An 18,217-nucleotide genomic window follows, 5' to 3' on the forward strand; every position below is an offset into this window, starting at 1 on the left:
GCGTGGGGCATCCACCGGACTCACGGTTGTACGGTCCCCCGGATCACCCCCAGCTCCACCAGATCCTGCGGCCGGATGCGGAGCTGGTCCGCCGTCGGCTCCACCTCGCGCGGCGGCCGCTTGAGGATGGCCGCGGCGAGTTCCGGGGCGATCACCGAGAAGTAACTGTCGGCAGTGGCCCAGGTGTTGCCGGGCGCGGCCAGGGCCAGCGCTCCGCCGGAGCCGCCCTCGCCGATCACCAGCGTCGTCACCGGCGTACGGGCGCCCGCCACCGACACGAACAGGTCGGCGATCGCCGCGCCCGCGCCCTGCCGCTCCGCCTCGGCGTCGTTGGCGGCGCCCGGGGTGTCGACGAGGGTCAGCACCGGGATGCCGAGCCGGTCCGCGAGGCGGATCAGACGGGCGGCTGTGCGGTAGCCGGCGGGGCGGGTCGCGGTGCCGGTCTGCGCCGCGTACGCGACCGTACGGCCCTCGTGCTCACCGAACCCGCACAGCATGCCGTCCGGGTCGGTGCCGCCGCAGCGGTCGCCGCTGATCGCGACCCGGTGGGTGAAGTAGGCGTCCAGGTAGGCGGCGGCGCGCGGGCGCCGGGGCGAGCGGGCCCGCCGGACGGCGTCCCAGCCGGTGCCGGGCAGACCCGCGCTGTCGCCGAGCGGTTCGGGCGGCGGGGCTGGCGTGCCGGACGGGGACGTCAGCAGCGGCAGCCACCGCGCCAGCGCCTCGCGCAGCTCCTCCGGCCGTACGACCGCGTCCACCGCCCCCGCCGCCAGCTGCGCCTCGGCCGTGTAGGCCGCCGGGTCCGCGTCCGCCGGCCGCACCCGGGAGCCGGCGAAGCCGATCTGCGCCCCGGGCAGCGCGAGGACCACGTCGGCGCCCGCCCCCAGGGTGGCCCAGCCGCCCCCGGTCGTCGGGTCGCGCACCACGGCGACCTGGGCCAGCCCGGCCTCCCTGGTGAGCGCCGACTGGCGGGCCACCCGCTGGAGCTGGGTCAGCGCGAGCATGCCCTCCTGCATCCGGCTGCCGCCGGTCGCGACCAGCGGCACGACCGGGAGGCGGTGCTCACGGGCGTACGTGTACGCCGCCTCCAGCAGGTCGCCGGTGCGCTCGCCGAGGGAGCCGCCGAGGAAACCGAACTCGAACGCGATCAGCACGGCCCGGGCGCCGCCGATCCGGGCGGTGCCGCAGACCACGGACTCCTGCTCGCCGGTGCGTTCGGCGGCTCGGGCGCGGGAGGCGTCGTAGCCCGGCCACGCGAGCGGGCCGTCAGGCCTGGGGTCCCTTATGGATGCGGGGAGTTCGGCGAAGGTCGAGTCGTCGGCGACGAGGGCGGCGATCTCGCGGGCGGAGTGCCGGTCACTCATGGGTCAGCGCCCGCTTCATGATCTTCCCCATGTCGTTGCGGGGCAGCGCGTTCAGGTGGTGCACGACCCGCGGGCGCTTGTGCGGTGCGAGGCGCTGGGTCACGTGATCGGCCAACTCGGCAAGGGCGGGCGGTGACTGGGGATCCGCGGGCACGATCCACGCCACGATCCGCTCGCCCAGGTCGGGGTCCGGCTCCCCGGTGACCGCGGCCTCCCGCACCCCCGGGTGTTCGAGGAGCGCGTTCTCGATCTCACCGGCCCCGATCTTGTAACCGCCGCTTTTGATCAGGTCGGTGGCCTTGCGGCCGACGATCCGGACGTAGCCGTCGGGGTCGCGCACCGCCATGTCGCCGGTGCGGAACCAGCCGTCGGCGGTGAAGGCGGCGGCGGTGGCGTCGGGCCGGTTGAGGTACTCGGTGAACAGGTTCGGGCCGCGCACCTGGATCTCGCCGACGGTCTCCCCGTCGTACGCGGTGACCTCCGAGCCGTCCTCCTCGACCAGCCGCAGCTCCACGCCCGGCAGCGGCACGCCGACCGTGCCCGGGCGTGCCTCGCCGTCGGCGCGGACGCTGGTGTTCATCAGCGTCTCCGTCATGCCGTAGCGCTCGATCACCCGGCGTCCCGTCGCGGTCGCGATCCGCCCGTGGTCGTGCACCGGCAGCGCGGCCGAACCGGAGACCAGCAGCCGTGCCCCGGTCAGTGCCTTCACCAGATCCGGGTCACTGGTCACCACCTCCGCGATCCGGTGGTACATCGTCGGCACGCCGAACAGCATGGTCGCGCCGCCGGCCAGCTCACGGGCCACGCCCTGCGTGCTGAACCGGCCCAGGTGCCGGACCGACCCGCCGCGCCGCAGCGGGCCGAGCGTGCCCAGGACCAGGCCGTGCACATGGAACAGCGGCAGTCCGTGGACGAGGACATCGTCTCCGGTCCACTGCCAGGCGTCGGCCAGCGCGTCCAGGGTCGAGGTGATCGCCCGGCGCGGGATGACGGCACCCTTGGGCGGGCCGGTGGTGCCGGAGGTGTAGACGACCAGGGCCGGGTCGGCGTCGTCGCCGTGGTCCTCGGGGAGGGGACCGGTGGCGTGCACATCGACGTCGAGGCGCGGCAGGTCCCCTACGGGAGCGGGGAGTTGGTCGTCGGGAGCCGTGAGCACCAGGTCGGGGGCACTGTCGGACAGGATGTGCCCGAGTTCCTTCTCGCCCGACTTCGGGTTGAGCGGCACGGCGGGCACGCCGGCCAGCAGCGCGGCGACGACGGCGACGGCGGTCTCCATCGTGGGCGTCGCCCAGACGGCGACCCTTCGGGCACTCCGGATGTGTCCGGCGGTCGCGCCGGCCGCGGCGGCGAGTTCTCCGTACGTCAGTGAGCGCTCGCCGAACCGCAGGGCGGGCCCGTCGGCAGGGCCGCTGGTCAGGGCCGGGAAGAGAGAGGTCACGCGTCACATCTCCTTAGCTTCTTGCATGTCCACGGGGCGTCGGCCGGCTATCCCCAGCCGGGCACGACCATCACCAGCCACGCCGCCGCCGGCACGACCGCCACCACGATCCCTCCGTACACCATCAGCTGCCGGAAGAAACGCTCGCGGTCGACGTCCGGCGCGGCGGCCAGGACCAGGGCGCCGTTCGTGGAGAACGGGCTCACGTCCACGACGGTCGCCGATACGGCGAGTGCGGCCACCATGCCGATCGCGCCGATCTCGCCTCGCTCCAGGAAGGGAACGGCCAGGGGGATCAGTGCGCCCATGATTCCCACGGAGGAGGCGAAGGCGGAGACGAGCGCGCCGATGTAGCAGAGCAGGACGGCGGCGAGGAGGGGGATGCCGATGCCGCCTACGCCCTCGCCGGCCCAGGTGATGGTGCCCATTTCGTCGAGGACGCCTACATAGGTCAGTACGCCGCAGATCAGCAGGACGGTGGGCCATGCGATCTCGCCCACGGCCTTGCGGCTGTCGTCCGGCCAGGCGGTGCTCAGGACGACGGCGAGGGTGATGGCGGTGAGGCCTGCGTCCAGGTCGAAGACGAGGACGGCGACGACGAGGGCGAGGAGGGAGGTGAGGGTGGCTATGCGGGAGGGGGTGAGGCTGGTGGTTTCCTCGCTCAGCGTGGGGGTCGCTGTGGGGGCGGTCCGCAGCTCGGCGGAGCCAGGTGCTGCTGCGCCCACCCGTGCCGCCCCAGCGGCACGATTGCCCGCAGCTGAGTCCGAGTCCGCTCCCTGCGCCCACAGCTTGAGACCCCCGCACACCACGAACACCACCCCGGCGATCACCAAGTTCGCCGCCAGCGATGCCAAGAAGAGGACGAGTTCGTTGCCGGGGAGTTTTTCGCGTTCCACGAGGCCGTTGACGATCGAGCCGTAGATGCTGATCGGGGAGAAGCCGCCGGCCTGGGCGCCGTGCACCACCATCGCGCCCATCAGGAGCGGGCTGATCCCGTATCGCGTCGCGAAGCTCAGTGCGATCGGGGCGACGATCGCGACCGCGGCCGGGCTGACCGCGCCGATCGCCGTGAGCGCGCCGGTCAGCGCGAACATCACCCAGGGGATGAGCGCCACCCGCCCCCGCACGAGGCGGACGGCGGCGTGCACCAGCCAGTCGGTGGTGCCGTTGGCGCGGGCGATCGCGAAGAGGTACGTGACGCCGACCAGGACGACGAACAGGTCACCGGGGAAGCCGGCGAAGATGCCGTCCGCGTCGAGATCGGCGACGAGCCCGCCGACCCCGAAGGCCGCGGCGAAGGCGAGCGCGCCCATGTTGACGGAACGGGTGGTGGCGATGACGAACACCACGACGAGGACGAGGATCGATATGAGTTCGGGGGACATACGGGCTCCCGTCGTTGGGCCCCGGAGCGGCTGGGAGCACCTGGAAGTGGCCGAGTGGCTGAGCCACTTTGAGGTGCGTTGGCTGAAAGAGTGGGTGCGGCCCGGCCGCCCGTCAAGGGGTCGCGCGAGAATTGGTTCAGCCACTCGGCCATGGGGAAGGCCGGTGTTACGCTCCCGGCGAGAGGGGGACTCCGTGACCGACGCCCTGCGTCCCATGACGAAACAGCGCCTCTACGAACAGGTGCTGGAGCGGCTGCGCCAGTACGTCGTCGAGGGCGGGCTGCGCGCCGGCGACCGGCTGCCGCCCGAGCGTGATCTCGCCCAGCGGCTCGGGGTCAGCCGGGCCTCGGTGAAGCAGGCGATCGTGGTGCTGGAGGTCCAGGGCCTGGTGGAGGCCCGGCACGGGGGCGGTACGTACCTCGTGCGGGACAGTCTCGACACCGAGCCAGTGGAGCGGATGGTCGAACGCCGCCGGCGCTTGCCCGACGTACTGGAGGCCCGGGAGGCGCTGGAGACGAAGCTCGCCGAACTGGCCGCCGAGCGGCGCACGGAGGACGACCTGGCGGCGATGCGCTCGGCGCTCGCGCACATGGCGGAGGAGATCGAGGCGGACGGTCATGGTGTGGAGGGCGACCGCTTGTTCCACGCGGCCGTGACGGCGGCGGCCCACAGCAGTCTGCTCGCGGAGTTCATGCGCTCCATCGCCGAGCAGATCGCCGAGAGCCGCACCGAGTCCCTCCGCCAGCCCGGCCGCCCGTCCCGCTCCCTCTCCCAGCACCAGGCCATCCTCGACGCGATCGCCGCGGAGCAGCCCCGCCAGGCGGCCACGGCCATGCGCCGCCACGTCCGCACGGTGGCGAAGGTGCGGCTGCTGGACTGGGAGCCGGGCGAGGACGAGTAGGGCGGGTCAGGCGGCTGCCCGCTCCACCACGTCCGCGACGACACAGCTGACGTTGTCCGGTCCGCCGGCCTTGTTCGCCGCGCCGACCAGGGCCTTGACCGTCTCGTCCGGGCCGATCGGCGAGGTGAGCAGGTCGTGGATGCGGTCCTCGGGGACCACACTCGACAGGCCGTCGGAGCACAGCAGGTAGCGGTCGCCCGGGTGGGCGTCGTGCAGGCGGAGGTCCGGGACCACGGTGGCCCCGCCGCCCGTCAGGGCCTTCAGGAGGAAGGCGCGCTGGGGGTGGGAGACGGCCTCCTCGGTGGTCAGACGTCCCTCGTCGATCATCGACTGGACGACCGTGTGGTCGTGGGTGATGAGGAACAGTTCGCCGTCGCGCAGCAGATAGGCGCGGGAATCGCCGATGTGCACCAGGGCCAGCCGCGAGCCCGTCCACAGCAGGGCGGTCAGGGTCGTGCCGTCGTCGGCGTCGCCGGCCACGTCCTGGACGGCCTGGGCCGCGCCCCGCACCGCGTCCTCCAGCAGGTTGAGGACCCCGCCGGCCGGGGTCTCGTCCGTGTCCAGGAAGCGCAGTGCCTCCACGGCGGCGCTGCTCGCGGGCGCGCCGGCCGGTCCGAAGCCGTCGGCGACGGCGAGCAGCCGGGTGCCCGCGTAGGCGGTGTCCTGGTTGGCGGGGCGGACGCGTCCGGTGTCCGAGTGGGCGGAGTAACGCAGTTCCAGCATGGTGGTGTCCTTTCCTGGCTCTCGCGAGTCCGTCGTCAGGTGATCGACCAGGAACGCGGCGAGGTCCCGCCGTACCGCCGTCTCCGCCTCGATGCGCGCCCAGTAGGCGCGGATCTCCCGGGCGGCGGCCGTCGAGTCGCGGTCGTACAGCCGGCCCACCTGACGGATCTCGGCCAGCGGCATGCCCAGCCGCCGCAGCCACGCCACCAGCCGGGCCTGCTCCAGCTGGGCCGCCGCGTAGTACCGGTATCCCGTGTCGGGGTCCACCCGGGCGGGCCGCAGCAGGTCCAGCTCGTCGTACAGGCGCAGTGCCTTCGGCGAGAGCCGGCACGCCTTCGCGAACGCGCCGATCGTCAGCATGTCCATGCGTCCCCCCGCCTTCCCCGCGCTCGTCACGCTCGTCGCGCTCCTCGGTTCCGCCACCGATGCTGGGGCTTCACCGAAGGTGAAGGTCAAACAGGGTGTCGCGGTTCCTTCGAGGATTGTTAGCCTGCGCCGGACCGGATTTCGATCGTTCGTGCGAGACATTCGTACGGGAAATGGAGTCGCCGTGGCTCGCACCCCGCGCATCGCGCTCGTCACCTACGACCCCGGTGGCGAGGTGAGCAAGGACCGGGATCTGCCGGTGCTGGCGGACGCGCTGCGGGAGGCCGGGGCCGAGGCCGCCGTCGTCCACTGGGACGACCCCGAAGTGGACTGGGCCGGGTTCGGCCTCGTCGTCATACGGTCCACGTGGGACTACAGCTGGCGGGCCGAGGAGTTCACGGCGTGGGCCGAGCGGTGCGCGAAGGCGACACGGCTCGCCAATCCGGTGGACATCGTGCGGTGGAACGCCGACAAGAGGTATCTGGGCCGGCTCGCGGAGGCCGGAGTGCCGACCGTGCCCACCCGCTACTTCGCGCCCGGCGACCCCGTCGACCTGCCCGACGACCACGAGTACGTCGTGAAGCCCACCTCCGGCGCCGGCGCCCGGTACGCCGCCCGCTACCCGGCCGGAGAGCGGGACGCCGCCTCGCGCCAGGTCGAGCGGATGCACGCCGAGGGCTTCACCGTCATGCTCCAGCCCTATCTGACCAGCATCGACACGCACGGGGAGCGGGCCCTGCAGTTCTACGGCGGACGTCTGCTGCACGCCAGCCGCAAGGGCGCCGTCCTCGCGCCGGGTACCCCGTACGACGCCGACAAGGTCGCCCACCCGGATCTCCAGCCCTGGGAGCCGACCCCCGCCGAACGGGCCGTCGCCGAGCGGGCCCTGGCCGCCGTGCCCGGTGGCCGGGAGCTGCTGTACGCGCGCGTGGATCTCGTCACCGGGCCGGACGGGGAGCCGTGCGTGATGGAACTGGAGCTGATCGAGCCGAATCTGTTCCTGTGGCTGCACCCGGATTCCGTGCCGAGGGTGGTGGAGGCGGTTCTCGCCGCCGCCGGCTGATCGCGGCGAAGCGTGGGCATACGTCCCGCGGTGAGGCTTTTGGTGTACTGGTAGGGCCATGCCCTCCGAGCGACGGTCCTGGGCACCGCTGCTGGCGGTGTGTGCCGGGTACTTCATGGTGATCCTGGATGTGACGGTCATCAACGTCGCCGTGCCGGTGATCGGGCGGGAGCTGTCGGCCTCGCTGACCGGCATCCAGTGGATCACCGACGGGTACACCCTGGTCTTCGCCGGGTTCCTGCTGACGGGCGGAGCGCTGGGGGACCGGCTGGGCAACCGGCGGGTGTTCTGTTCGGGCGTGGCGGTGTTCACCGTGTCCTCGGCCGCGTGCGCGCTGGCGCCCAGTGCCCCGTTCCTGGTGGTGGCCCGGCTGGTGGAGGGGCTCGGCGCGGCGCTGATCGTGCCCGGTTCCCTGGCTCTGCTCCAGCAGGCCTATCCCGAGCAGGCCGTACGCTCGCGGGCCTTCGGGCTGTGGGGCTCGATGGCGGGCATCGCGGCCTCCGCCGGGCCGCTGCTGGGCGGGCTGCTCGTCTCCACGGTGGGCTGGCGCTGGGTGTTCCTCATCAACCTGCCGGTCGGCGCGGCCTGCCTGGCGCTGACCCTGCGGCACGTCGGCCGCTCGCCCCGGCGCGCCGACCGGCCCCTGGACTGGCCGGCGCAGTGCGCGGTCGTGGCGTCGGTGGCCCTGCTGACGGGGGCGCTCAACGAGGCCGGACGGCGCGGCTGGTCCGACCCGGCCGTGCTCGCCGGAGTGGGCCTGGCCGTACTGGCCGCCGCGGCCTTCGCGCTGCGCGAGCGGCTGGCCCGCTCCCCGGTGCTGCCCCTAGGCCTGCTGCGCTCCCGCGCCATGAGCGGCGGAGCCGTCATCGGCCTGCTGTTCAACTTCGGTTTCTACGGCATGGTGTTCACCGCCAGCCTGGAGTTCCAGCACCAGCGCGGCTTCAGCGCCCTCGGCACCGGGCTCGCGCTGTTCCCGGCGGTGGCGATGACCATGTTCGCCTCCGTCCTGTCCGGCCGGATGACCCGCCGCACCGGGGATCGTCCGCTGGTGGTCTCCGGCATGCTCCTGGCCGCACTCGGGCTGGCCGGCTGGGCCGCGGCGGGCGCCGACCCCGCCTACGCGCTGCTGGTGCTCCCGATGATGGCCGCGGGATTCGGTACGTCCTTCGCCCTCACCGGCTCGACCGCCACCGTGATGGGTGCCGCCCCGGAGGCGTACTCGGGGGCCGCCTCCGCCCTGTTCAACACCACCCGCCAGGTCGGCAGCGCCACCGGCGTGGCACTCGGCGGCAGCCTGCTCGCCTCGGCCGGCGACTACGGCACCGGCATCCGCACCAGCATGTTCATCGGCGCGCTCGCCTATCTGGCCGCCGCGGTCCTCGCGTGGCGGTGCGTGCCCGCGAAAGGCGCGGCCCCGGGGCCGGAGCCCTTCAGCTCCGACGGCCGGTGACGGCCACCCGCTGCAACAGCCCCCACGTGAACTCCGCGACGGCCTCCCGCCGCACACCCGCCGCGTCCGGCGCCGTGAACGCCAGCCCCCACCGGGTCGGAGCCGTGCCCTCCAGGGGGCGGGCCGGGGCGAAGGCGCGGGCCGCCTCGTCGACCGTGCAGGACCAGGGGGTGAGATCGTCGAGGGTGTGCAGCTCGGGGACCTCGGCGCCCGGGGCGCGGACCAGCCACTCGTTCCACACGGCGCCGTTCGGGGCGGTCAGGACCTCGAAGCGCAGGGCGGGCCAGAGCGGGACGGGCCACAGCCACGCCTCGCAGTCGAGGTCGCCGATCCGGCGGGGCGTACGGGACTCCGCCGCACCGAGGACCGACCGGTAGCGGGACAGGGGCGGGCGGGAGCGCGGGGAGCGGAGCATCGCCTGCCAGCGCTTGTTGACCTCGCGCATGTCCGCGAGGGAGACTCCCAGCTCGTGCCGGGCGTCCTCCACCAGGCCGGGATTGTGGTCGGCCATACGGCGCAGCAGCACCAGCTGGAAATCGAGCGGGGTGAAGGGGCTAGCGGGGCGCTTTCCGGAAGGCATGGGAACCATCGTCGCCCACCGGGGCCTTGCCGGGGCGGCGGCCGTCGGGCAGGAACAGCACCGAGTTGACGTAGCGCGGCCCCCTGAGCAGGGGGGAGGGCAGGACACGGCGGAGCAGGCCGTGGGAGACGACGTAGGAGGCGTTGGCCTGGTGGTCCTCCAACGGGAACTTGGCCAGGGGCACCCAGGTGTCGCCGGGCAGCACCCAGCCGTCGTAGCCCAGCAGGGCCAGATAGGTCACCACCGGGGCGATCGGCTGGATGCGGGACTCCAGCTCCACGAACAGGGCCGGGCGGTCGCGGGCCAGCAGGCCCGTCGCCCCGCGCAGGACCGCCGGCTCGTTGCCGTCCACGTCGATCTTGATGAAGCCGACGTCGCGCAGCCCCAGTTCGTCCAGCGTGACGCAGGGGACGTCCAGCGCCCGGCCATGGATGTCACGGCGGACCAGCGAGGACACGCCCCGGTCGCCCGAGTCGTCCGACGGCAGCCACAGGCGGGCGAGGCCCGGGCGGTCCGAGGCCGCCGCACGGATCACGCGCACGTTCGGCGGGGTCGCGGCGGCCAGCAGCCGGGCCAGATGGGGCACCGGCTCGATCGTCACGACGTGTTCGGCGCGGCCGGACAGGCGGTGCGTCCAGGGCCCGTACCAGCCGCCGACATCCACCGCCGTACCGCAGTCCGGCGGGCACAGTTCGGCGAGCCGGGCCAGCTCCGGTTCGAACCGGGGATACAGGGCCCGGGCCGTCGCGGCCACCAGACGGGTGGGCAGGAGGGGAGCGAGGCGGGCTGCCAGGCTGGTCACGGTGCCATCCTCTTGAGCAGTTCCTCGTGCTCGTCGTCCGGCACCTGTTCCCCGGACGAGGGCAGCAGCTGCGGAATGCCGTCGAGGATCGGATAGCGGCGGCGCAGCCGCGGGTTGTACAGGGCCTCCTCCTGCTCGGCCTCCTCGGCCAGCAGATGCAGCGGGCCCTTGTCGAGCGGGCACGCCAGGATCTTCAGCAGTGGGTCGTCGGGCTTCATGGGGATGCCAACTCCTTGGCTGGGGCAGGCTCTTGGGGAGCGGAGTCGTGTTTGGGCATGGTGAGCAGTACGGCGACGGCCAGGGTCGTGCCCGCCACCCGCAACGCGAGCCGCAGTGGCTCGTCCGGCAGGGCCTCGCCGAACGACAGCGTGCCGAGCACCGCTGTGAACAGGCAGGTCACGGTCGTGCACACCGGCACGATCAGCGAGGCCCGGCAGCGCTGCAGCGCCGCCTGCGACATCACCAGGCCGAACGCACCGGTGAACAGCAGCAGATACGGATACGGGGAGCTCAGCAGGTCCAGGACCGCACCGCCGATCCCGCTGGTCGTGAGGTGGCTCGACACTCCCTTGATGGCCAGCGAGCTGACGCCGTACAGCAGGCCCACCGCCACGCCGTACTCGACGCCGGTCGTCGGACGCCGGTGCCGGTTGCGGGCGCGCCGCTCGGCGGAGCCGTACAGCCAGACCCCGGCCGCCAGCGACGGCACGCACACCAGCAGGATCAGCGGGTAGGGCGCCTCCTGGCTGACGGAGTCCGAGCCCTCGCGCAGGGACAGCACCACCATCAGCAGCGCGAGCAGGATCGCGCCCAGGGCGTACCGCTCCCGGCCGGTCGTCTCCTCGCCGAGCAGCCGGGCCGACAGCAGCACGAGCAGCACCAGGCCGGAGACGAAGATGCCTTGGGCGGCGGCGATCGGCAGCGTCCGGTACACGGCGAGCTGGGCGGCGAACCCGGCCGCGAGCGAGAGGGAACCGCCGATCCACAGCGGGCTGCCGAGCACCAGGCGCAGCAGCCGTGCGGGCTGCCGGATCGTCACTTCCGGCAGGGCGGCGAGCGCACGTTTCTCCAGGACGAATCCGGTGCTGTACAGGACGTTCGCCAGCAGGGCCGCGGTCACTCCCCACCACATGGGCTACGTCCTCCTGGCGTGCAGCAGCAGGATCGACGCCAGCGGTGGCCGGGCGCAGGCGAGCCGGTCCAGCGGGCGCAGCGGGCGCGGTACGCCGTGGAAGGGAGCGCCTTCGAGCCGTACGACCGTGAATCCGGACGCGGCGACGAACTCCCTGAGCGCGCGGGCGGTGTAGAGGCGCAGGTGTCCCACGACCTCCTTCCCCGGACGGCCGTGGATGCCGCGCAGGCTGACCTCCGAGAAGACCGGCTGCACACCGGCGAGCAGCAGGGCGCGGTTGTACCAGGCCGCCAGGTTCGGGGTGGACAGCATGAGATGCCCGCCGGGCCGCAGGATCCTGCGGATCTCGTCGAGTGCGGCGTCCGGATCGACGAGGTGCTCGATCACCTCGCTGAACAGCACGGCGTCGGCCGACTCGGAGCCGAACGGCAGCCCGCCGTCGGTGAGTTCGCCGCGGACCGCGTACGGAATGCGGGTGCGGGCGCGTCTGAGGGCGTCCTGGGACCAGTCGACGCCGATGACGCGGTGGCCGGGCAGGAGGGGCGCGGCGGTCGCGGCGGCGGTGCCGTCGCCGCAGCCGATGTCGAGGACGGTGCGGGGGTGGCCGGCGGCCGGTCCGAGGGCTCGGGCCAGCATGCGGGCCTGGCGGAGGCTGCGCGGGGTGCCGGACGCCACGGGGACGGCGGGGTTCTCGTAGAAGTCGCGCAGGTCGCGGGGCGGGGATGCGGGGGTGGTGGTCGTCGTGGGCGTCGGCGTCACGGGGTCACCTCCGTGGTGTGCAGATAGTGCTCGAAGAGGTCGCGGAGGTGGGCGCCGTCGCTGTGGCTGAGCAGGGCCCGGGACCAGCGCAGGGCGAGGTGGAGGCGGCCGGCCGTGGAGGCGGTGGTGACGGTCAGGCCGCGCGGCATCCGGGCCGGGGCCGAGAACCAGACCGCGTGCGCGCGGCCCGCCTCCTCGCCGAAGTCCAGCGGGTACGGGATGCGGCCGATGTTGCTGAGCAGGGTCGTCGACGTCCAGGGGGCGGCGGCCCTGCGCAGGGCGCGGGTGAGGGCGGCGCGGGCGGCGACCGGGGCCCAGGGGGTGGTCAGGAGCGCGGCCCCGTGGCCCAGTTGGGGGCGGGGCAGGGCTTTCAGCGCGCGGGTTCGCTCTGCGGTCCGGCGGAGCAGGGTGGGCATCTCCGCCTTCAACTCCCCTGGTGTGAAAGGTACTTCGACCAGACGGGTGCCGTTGCCGATGGGCATCGTGGTGTCGCGGGGGCGGTCGTCCACGGGCATGGTGATGCGAAGGGGGCGAGGGCGTGCGCCGTGTTCCCTGTTCCAGTGGGCGATGGTCAGGGCCGTGGTGACCATGAGCTGGTCGTTGACGGTGTAGGGGGAGCCCTTGGGGCGGTGCGGGAGGGGGAGTTCGGTGACGAGCATGCCGTTGCCGGGGGAGGGGTCGGGCGTGCCTTGCGCTACCCGCGCGGGGGGCGACCAGGTGGTCGGGGTGTCCGGGGGCTCTTGTGCGGGTTCCGCGGGGCGGGTCGGGGGTGCGGCGGGGTTGTTGTCCCTGCCGCCGTAGAGCTCCGCGGCGGTGGCGAGTATGCGGAGGCAGGCCGGGCCGTCGAGGGCGGTGTGGTTGATGGTGAGGAGGAGGACTGTGCCTTGGGCTGTGCGGGCGTGGGTGTCCGGGGCGGGTGGGGTCGCTCGCCGGCGCCGGCCGGGTGCCGCTGCGCCCACCCGTGCCGCCCCAGCGGCACGAATGCCCGCAGCTAGGCCAACTGCTTCAAGCCGTATCGGCGGCGACAGCGACAGGGGTGGTGCCTCTGCGAGCGCCCTCGTCCTGGCGTCCTGCAACGCCCTCGGGCCCGCCGGCGTGAAGGTCACCACCTCCGTGTCCGGCTCGCCCGTCAGCTCCCACTCGTAGCGGCGGCGGAACCACGGCCCCCCTGCCTCCCGCATCAGGATGCGGGGATGCCGGTGCAGGGCCTCCGTGAAGGCCTTGCGCAGGCGGGGCTCGTCGAGGGGGCCGGGGAGGTGGACCTCGATGTGGACCGTTTCCGGTTCCTCCTCCTGGAGGCAGTGCCGGGACACCTCGTCCACCACCGGGAACGGGATGCGGGTCGGACGGGTCATACGGGCTCGGTCCTCTCCGGGGCGGGCTCGCGCCGGCTCACCAGGCCCGCGAACAGGCCGATCAGTGCCAGCAGTTGGGCAAGACGGCCGAACGCCCCCGCGCCCGCGCCCACCGGCTCCCCGGCCCCGATCGCGGCAGCGACCCCCGCTCCCGCCAGCGCCACGAACGCGATCGGCACCAACAGGGCGTGCCGTCGCGAGGCCAGCAGCGCCAGTACCGGGACCAGCAGCGCGAGCCAGCCCGCGATCACCGCTCCGACCAGCGTCAGCGCCACCGTGCCGAGCCACAGCCCGGGCAGCGGCGGGACCGGCTGAGGCGCGTCGGGGTTGGGGGCGCGGCGGCGCCAGAGCGCCAGGCCCAGCAGCACCGCGATGCCGGCGCCGCTGCCGATCAGCCCGGCGTCGTACGTGGTGGCCGGTTCGTACGACAGCTTGACCGCGCCGCCCGCTCCGGCCGGGACCCGCCAGCCTTGCTGCCAGCCGTCCAGCCGCACCGGGGTCAGCTCCTTGCCGTTCAGGGTGGCCTTCCAGCCGTCGTTGAAGTTCTCGTACGTGGTGAAGTACGAGGCGGCGCCCGAGCCGACCGTCACCTCGCGCCGGTCGCCCAGCCAGTCCCGTATCTCCAGCTCACGCCCGGCCGCCGCGGCCTCCGGGACCGTCCCGCGGGTCAGAGTCACGTCCGTGAGCGCGAGCGGGCCCGCGTCACCGCCCTCCAGCCGGTGTTCGCCGGCCGGGAGCCGCACCTCCGAGTCGCCCCGGCCCTCCTGGCAGAGCGTCACCGCCACGCCCCGCCGCTCCACCAGATCCCGCACCGTCCCCTTCACGCTCGTCTGGTACAGCTCGCCGTCCAGTGCCACGTCCGGCCCCTTCCCGCACGGCAGCGAGAACTTGCGGGTGCCGTCCGGCTGCGGGGTGCGGTACTGGTCGAGGGCCGGGAGGTACGCCTCCGTCAGGCCCACCGGGAGGCGCAGGTCCTCGTCGGCGACCGGGTTGTGCAGGGTCAGCGGGGCGGTCTCGGTGACCGTGATGTCGAGCCGGTCCGTGGTGATCGGTGGGAAGCGGACCCAGCCGTTCTCGTCGACTCCGGCGATCGTCGCGCCGTCCGGCGAGCTGATGTGCACCTGGGAGGCGCGGCTGGACAGACCACCCGCGGGGGCCAGCACCAGCTCGCCCACCGCCTGCTTGCCCTCCCAGCTCAGGTGGATCGCCGGCCGGTCGCCCGCGATCCACGCCGTCGTCAGATCGCCGTCGGTGAGGTTGCGCGCCGTCAGGCCCGCGCCGAGGCTCGCCGTGGAGTCGGCGGTGGCGACGATCCTGGTCTGCTGTTCGGGCGCGACCTCGTAGAGCAGCCGGTCGAGTTCCTCGCCCGGTACCGGCACCGCGCTCGCCTTCACCTCGTAGGTTCCGGCGGCCGGTGTCGTGAAGCGGCGGTGCAGGCCGGCCTCCGTGCCGGCCGCGGACAGGCCGGTCGGGTCGGAGGCGCGGTGCAGGGAGACCATGGTGGCGGGCGCGGTGGCGTTGTCCGCGTCCGTCGGCAGCTTCAGCAGCCGGGTCACCTGGATGTCCGGCAGGTCGATCTCGGAGAAGCCCGCACCCGTCAGACCGGCCCGGCGCTCCACCGAGTCCACGATCGTCAGCTTCATCCACCGGCTCGTGCCCTCGGGCGCCTTGATCCGCTGCGTCTTGCCGTTCGGCTGGAGGAAGCTCGTCTTCGAGCCCTTCTCGGTCTCCACCCGCACCTTCGTCGCCGCCGCCCGCACGCTCTCCTGCGGCAACGGCGTGACCTTGAAGGAGGACGGCATCTCGTAGGGGCCGGTGAAGCCGACGCGCAGCCACTGCCCGTCCGGTGTGTCCGGCGCGCCCTCCGCCCACGCGGTGTCCGGGTTGCCGTCGAAGGCGTTCACCGGGTCGTACTGCGGCAGGTGGAAGAGCCAGTTACCGTACGACGACGCCGTCACCGAACGGGCGCCGCGAAGTTCGGCCACGGTCTGGTGGTCGGTTCCCTCGGAGGGCAGGATCTGGCGCGGCCGCTCGCCCGGGTCCTGCTGGGCGTCGGGCGCGTTGCGCTCGTCGCGCGTGTACGTGTACGACGTACCGGCGTTGACCAGGCCGAACCGGGTGTCGGCGCGCCGCATCCCGTCGCCCACCACCTGCACGGCGGGGGTGCCGAGCCCGGGATGGTTGTCGCCGGTCAGGACGGCCGCCCGCCCGCGCAGCCGGGACGCCAGCGGCAGCAGCGCCTCCGGGCCACCGGACACCACGGCCGTGTCGGAGACCGGGGTCAGTCCCGCCTGCCCGGGCCGGAGCACGTCGTCCCCGGCCGGCCGGTAGATCTCCACCGCCCGCTGCCGCGCGTACAGGCCCTCGACCTGGAGCGGGGCGTCCTGCGCGATCCGGCCGCCGGTCATCACAGGACCGAGCCCCGTCACCCGCTCGTACCCGGACTGCTCCAGCGTCCGCTTGACCGTCGCGGTCGGCACATGACCGATCTGGTCCGGATCCAGATCGTTCCGTACGACGACGTAGTACAGCCCCGCCCGGCTCAAGTAGTCGGCGAGGCCCGGCACTTCGGACCCGGACAGCAGCGCCTGCTCGACGGCGTCCATCGCACGCCGGTTGCCGGGTGTGCCGAAGGGAACGTAGTCGCGCTGCGCCCAGCGCGACTCGGCGAGCACGTCGAGCGGCTGGTCGATGGGGGAGCCCCAGGTGTACATGCCGTGCGCGGTGGCCGGGACGACCAGGGCACGGGAGTCGGGGGAGTACTTCTCCAGCCAGTCGGCCGTGGCCTGCCAGTAGGTCGGAAGCTTCTGGAAGGAACCCGGGTTGAGGATCGAGCCGTTGAGGTACGGCAGCAGCAGCCCCGGCAGGATCAGCACCGCCGCGACCAGCGGGGCGAGGCGCCGGCCGCGCACCGGGCGGGCCCCGCGCGGCTCGGCGGCCACACCCACCAGATGGACCAGGCCCAGCACGAGCGCCAGCGCCATCCCTGCCTGGAACTTGTAGATGTTCCGGAACGGCGACAGCCACCCGTCCAGCCAGCCCTGCACGACCCCGTGGAACGGCGCCCCGAACGCCCCGCCGTACCCGGCGAGCAGCACCAGCGCCGCCACGAGCACGGTCAGCACGAGCCAACGCCGCTCGGGCAGGTCCCGCCGGGCGAGTCCGGCGAGCCCCAGCCCGGCCGCCAGGGCCGAACTCACGATCACGACGACCGACGAGGCCACGGCCCAGCCCGCGGGCAGCCACGCCTCACCGAAGTGCAGATAAGCGACCCAGTTCCCGGCACCCCGCAGTGCCTCGGTCGCCGACATGGTGTCCGTCGTGGTCTGCGCGGTCTCGATATAGGGCAGGAAGTTCTCGCCGTAGACCCCGAGAAGCAGCAGCGGCACCCACCACCAGGCCGTCACGACGATCACGGCCGGTGTCCACCAGGCGATCAGCTTGCGCTGCCGGGGCCCGGGCGGCCGGGACAGCAGATAGAGCCCGACCGGCAGGAGTGAGGCCAGGGTCGCCGAGGCGTTGACCCCGCCCATGAACGGCACGAGCAGCGCCGAGCGCAGAGCCGCGACCCGGGCGGCGTACCGCTCGTTCGTCAGCGGCAGCAGCACCCACGGCAGGAACGCGCCGGGCAGCGCGGCGGCCGACGTCGACCCGATGACGGTCGTGAACACCGGCCACAGCGCATACGCCACGGCCCCCAGCAGCCGGGAGGTGCCACTGCCCACCCGCAGCCGCTCGACCAGCCGCAGCGCACCCCAGAAGGCGACCGACACGACGACCGAAAGCCACAGCCGCTCCGCCAGCCACACCGGCAACTGCACGAGGTCGCAGAGCCAGTAGAACGGCAGCATCGGCCACAGATAGCCGACGTACTGGTCCTGGATCCCGCCGAACCCGGCCCGGTCGTGCCACAACTGGCCCAGATCGGCGAGGAACTGCCCCGGGTCGACCGTGACGCCGAGCTTGGTGTCGAATGTCTGCCGCCCCGGCTGCACCACCAGGAACAACACGAACACCACGGCCCAGAAACCCAGCAGCCAGCGCCGCGACCGCGGGCCCTCGGGGGGACCCGCCGCGGTGGCGGTGGTGGGAACGGCTGCCGGGGGAGGAGCCTGGACCGTGGTTGTCATGTAGGACACCGCCGCAGAATGAGGAGGAGGTTCCAGGTGGCGAACTCGCGGATCCCGGGCGCCTTGACGACGGTCTCCGCGAGGAAGGGCCAGTAGCGGGAGCGCGCCGAGACGACCGTGACGTCGTCGCGGGCACGCACCTGCCGCAGGGTGGAGCCGATGTGCACCGCGAACAGGTTCTCGCCGAGCGTGTGCTTGGCGGGCCGGCCGGTCCGCCGCAGATAGCGGGCCCGGGCCCGCTCGGCACCGAAGTAGTGCCACGGGGCCCACTCGTGCCCGCCCCACGGCGACAGCCAGTTGGTGAACGACACATAGATCAGCCCGCCCGGGCGCGTCACCCGGGCCAGCTCACTGAGAAAGGTCTCCGGATCGGCCACGTGCTCCAGCACGTTGGAGGAGAAGGTGACGTCCGCGATGCCGTCCCGCAGGGGCAGCAGATACCCGTCGGCGACCACCGCGCTGTCGGGCGGCTTCTCACCCAACTCGGCCATGTCCGGCTCGAACAGATAGGCCTGGGCACCGCGGCGCCGGAACTCCTCGGTGAAGTAGCCGCTGCCGCCGCCTATGTCCAGGACGGTACGCCCGGCGACAGGCCCGTCGTAGGCCTCGACCTGGTCGACGGCGTCACGGGCGAGCAGCGAGTAGCAGGCCTCGGGATCGTCCTGCTCATGGAGAAAGGCCTGGAACAGCGCAAGAGATCTTCGAAACGAGGGGTCCCTCAACGTAGCCAAGGGGCGCGGGGCTGTGACATGTGCGGCTCCGCCGCGTGGGC

General features: G+C 73.1%; 15 protein-coding genes. 3 read left to right on the forward strand and 12 right to left on the reverse strand.

Going from position 1 to position 18,217, the window contains the following annotated elements; translation table 11 throughout:
* Positions 1–20 precede the first annotated feature (20 nt).
* The 3 genes from OG542_RS27875 to OG542_RS27885 are packed head-to-tail and all read right to left on the reverse strand — an operon-like array spanning position 21 to position 4,184.
* On the reverse strand, positions 21–1,361 hold the full coding sequence (locus OG542_RS27875; RefSeq protein WP_328414259.1) for a carboxyl transferase domain-containing protein: 1,341 nt from the start codon (positions 1,359–1,361) through the stop codon (positions 21–23).
* Entirely contained in the window at positions 1,354–2,799 is a 1,446-nt protein-coding gene (locus OG542_RS27880) for an acyl-CoA synthetase (protein WP_328414261.1), read from the reverse strand. Before OG542_RS27880 ends, OG542_RS27875 begins: the two co-directional genes overlap by 8 nt.
* A gap of 47 nt (positions 2,800–2,846) precedes the next feature.
* On the reverse strand, positions 2,847–4,184 hold the full coding sequence (locus tag OG542_RS27885) for an SLC13 family permease (protein ID WP_328414263.1): 1,338 nt from the start codon (positions 4,182–4,184) through the stop codon (positions 2,847–2,849).
* A gap of 193 nt (positions 4,185–4,377) precedes the next feature.
* On the opposite strand from OG542_RS27885, the gene OG542_RS27890 reads away from it, so the two are divergent.
* Positions 4,378–5,085 carry a FadR/GntR family transcriptional regulator gene (locus tag OG542_RS27890; RefSeq protein WP_193477807.1) on the forward strand — a complete coding sequence of 236 codons (708 nt, stop codon included), beginning with the start codon at positions 4,378–4,380 and terminating at the stop codon, positions 5,083–5,085.
* Between the two features lie 6 nt (positions 5,086–5,091).
* On the opposite strand, the gene OG542_RS27895 is transcribed toward OG542_RS27890, so the two are convergent.
* The gene (locus OG542_RS27895; RefSeq protein ID WP_328418144.1) at positions 5,092–6,174 is read right to left on the reverse strand and encodes a MerR family transcriptional regulator; all 1,083 of its coding nucleotides are present in this window, start codon (positions 6,172–6,174) and stop codon (positions 5,092–5,094) included.
* Positions 6,175–6,358: 184 nt separating this feature from the next.
* Here OG542_RS27895 and OG542_RS27900 point away from each other — a divergent pair, with 184 nt between their 5' ends.
* The gene (locus OG542_RS27900; RefSeq protein WP_328414266.1) at positions 6,359–7,237 is read left to right on the forward strand and encodes an ATP-grasp domain-containing protein; all 879 of its coding nucleotides are present in this window, start codon (positions 6,359–6,361) and stop codon (positions 7,235–7,237) included.
* Between the two features lie 58 nt (positions 7,238–7,295).
* Complete coding sequence (locus tag OG542_RS27905) at positions 7,296–8,687, forward strand: MFS transporter (RefSeq protein WP_328414268.1); 1,392 nt, start codon at positions 7,296–7,298, stop codon at positions 8,685–8,687.
* Here the strand turns inward: OG542_RS27905 and OG542_RS27910 are convergent.
* Genes OG542_RS27910 through OG542_RS27945 form a run of 8 tightly spaced genes read right to left on the reverse strand, consistent with a single transcriptional unit; the run spans position 8,668 to position 18,167 of the window.
* Positions 8,668–9,276 carry a hypothetical protein gene (locus tag OG542_RS27910; RefSeq protein WP_328414270.1) on the reverse strand — a complete coding sequence of 203 codons (609 nt, stop codon included), beginning with the start codon at positions 9,274–9,276 and terminating at the stop codon, positions 8,668–8,670. The two genes, OG542_RS27905 and OG542_RS27910, sit on opposite strands and share 20 nt — an antisense overlap.
* On the reverse strand, positions 9,242–10,069 hold the full coding sequence (locus tag OG542_RS27915; RefSeq protein WP_328414272.1) for an FkbM family methyltransferase: 828 nt from the start codon (positions 10,067–10,069) through the stop codon (positions 9,242–9,244). Before OG542_RS27915 ends, OG542_RS27910 begins: the two co-directional genes overlap by 35 nt.
* Positions 10,066–10,287 (reverse strand): Trm112 family protein, encoded by a 222-nt coding sequence (locus OG542_RS27920; protein WP_184592281.1) that lies wholly within the window; start codon positions 10,285–10,287, stop codon positions 10,066–10,068. Before OG542_RS27920 ends, OG542_RS27915 begins: the two co-directional genes overlap by 4 nt.
* Positions 10,284–11,189 carry a hypothetical protein gene (locus tag OG542_RS27925; protein WP_328418146.1) on the reverse strand — a complete coding sequence of 302 codons (906 nt, stop codon included), beginning with the start codon at positions 11,187–11,189 and terminating at the stop codon, positions 10,284–10,286. Before OG542_RS27925 ends, OG542_RS27920 begins: the two co-directional genes overlap by 4 nt.
* Positions 11,190–11,204: 15 nt before the next feature.
* Positions 11,205–11,960, reverse strand: a complete 756-nt coding sequence (locus OG542_RS27930) for a class I SAM-dependent methyltransferase (RefSeq protein ID WP_328414275.1) — start codon at positions 11,958–11,960, stop codon at positions 11,205–11,207.
* Complete coding sequence (locus OG542_RS27935) at positions 11,957–13,315, reverse strand: condensation protein (RefSeq protein ID WP_328414277.1); 1,359 nt, start codon at positions 13,313–13,315, stop codon at positions 11,957–11,959. Before OG542_RS27935 ends, OG542_RS27930 begins: the two co-directional genes overlap by 4 nt.
* Positions 13,312–17,445, reverse strand: a complete 4,134-nt coding sequence (locus tag OG542_RS27940) for an alpha-(1->3)-arabinofuranosyltransferase (protein WP_328414279.1) — start codon at positions 17,443–17,445, stop codon at positions 13,312–13,314. The genes OG542_RS27935 and OG542_RS27940 overlap by 4 nt, the downstream gene beginning before the upstream one ends.
* The gene (locus OG542_RS27945; RefSeq protein ID WP_328414281.1) at positions 17,442–18,167 is read right to left on the reverse strand and encodes a class I SAM-dependent methyltransferase; all 726 of its coding nucleotides are present in this window, start codon (positions 18,165–18,167) and stop codon (positions 17,442–17,444) included. The genes OG542_RS27940 and OG542_RS27945 overlap by 4 nt, the downstream gene beginning before the upstream one ends.
* Positions 18,168–18,217: the final 50 nt, after the last annotated feature.

The sequence above is a fragment of the Streptomyces violaceus genome (assembly GCF_036014075.1).
Classification (GTDB): domain Bacteria; phylum Actinomycetota; class Actinomycetes; order Streptomycetales; family Streptomycetaceae; genus Streptomyces; species Streptomyces violaceus.

Excerpts from the sequence above, each read along its gene's own strand:
- OG542_RS27940 (WP_328414279.1), bottom strand. The coding sequence starts at position 17,445 with ATGACAACCACGGTCCAGGCTCCTCCCCCGGCAGCCGTTCCCACCACC.
- OG542_RS27910 (WP_328414270.1), bottom strand. The coding sequence starts at position 9,276 with ATGGTTCCCATGCCTTCCGGAAAGCGCCCCGCTAGCCCCTTCACCCCG.
- OG542_RS27875 (WP_328414259.1), bottom strand. The coding sequence starts at position 1,361 with ATGAGTGACCGGCACTCCGCCCGCGAGATCGCCGCCCTCGTCGCCGAC.
- OG542_RS27905 (WP_328414268.1), top strand. The coding sequence starts at position 7,296 with ATGCCCTCCGAGCGACGGTCCTGGGCACCGCTGCTGGCGGTGTGTGCC.
- OG542_RS27895 (WP_328418144.1), bottom strand. The coding sequence starts at position 6,174 with ATGGACATGCTGACGATCGGCGCGTTCGCGAAGGCGTGCCGGCTCTCG.
- OG542_RS27885 (WP_328414263.1), bottom strand. The coding sequence starts at position 4,184 with ATGTCCCCCGAACTCATATCGATCCTCGTCCTCGTCGTGGTGTTCGTC.
- OG542_RS27920 (WP_184592281.1), bottom strand. The coding sequence starts at position 10,287 with ATGAAGCCCGACGACCCACTGCTGAAGATCCTGGCGTGCCCGCTCGAC.
- OG542_RS27935 (WP_328414277.1), bottom strand. The coding sequence starts at position 13,315 with ATGACCCGTCCGACCCGCATCCCGTTCCCGGTGGTGGACGAGGTGTCC.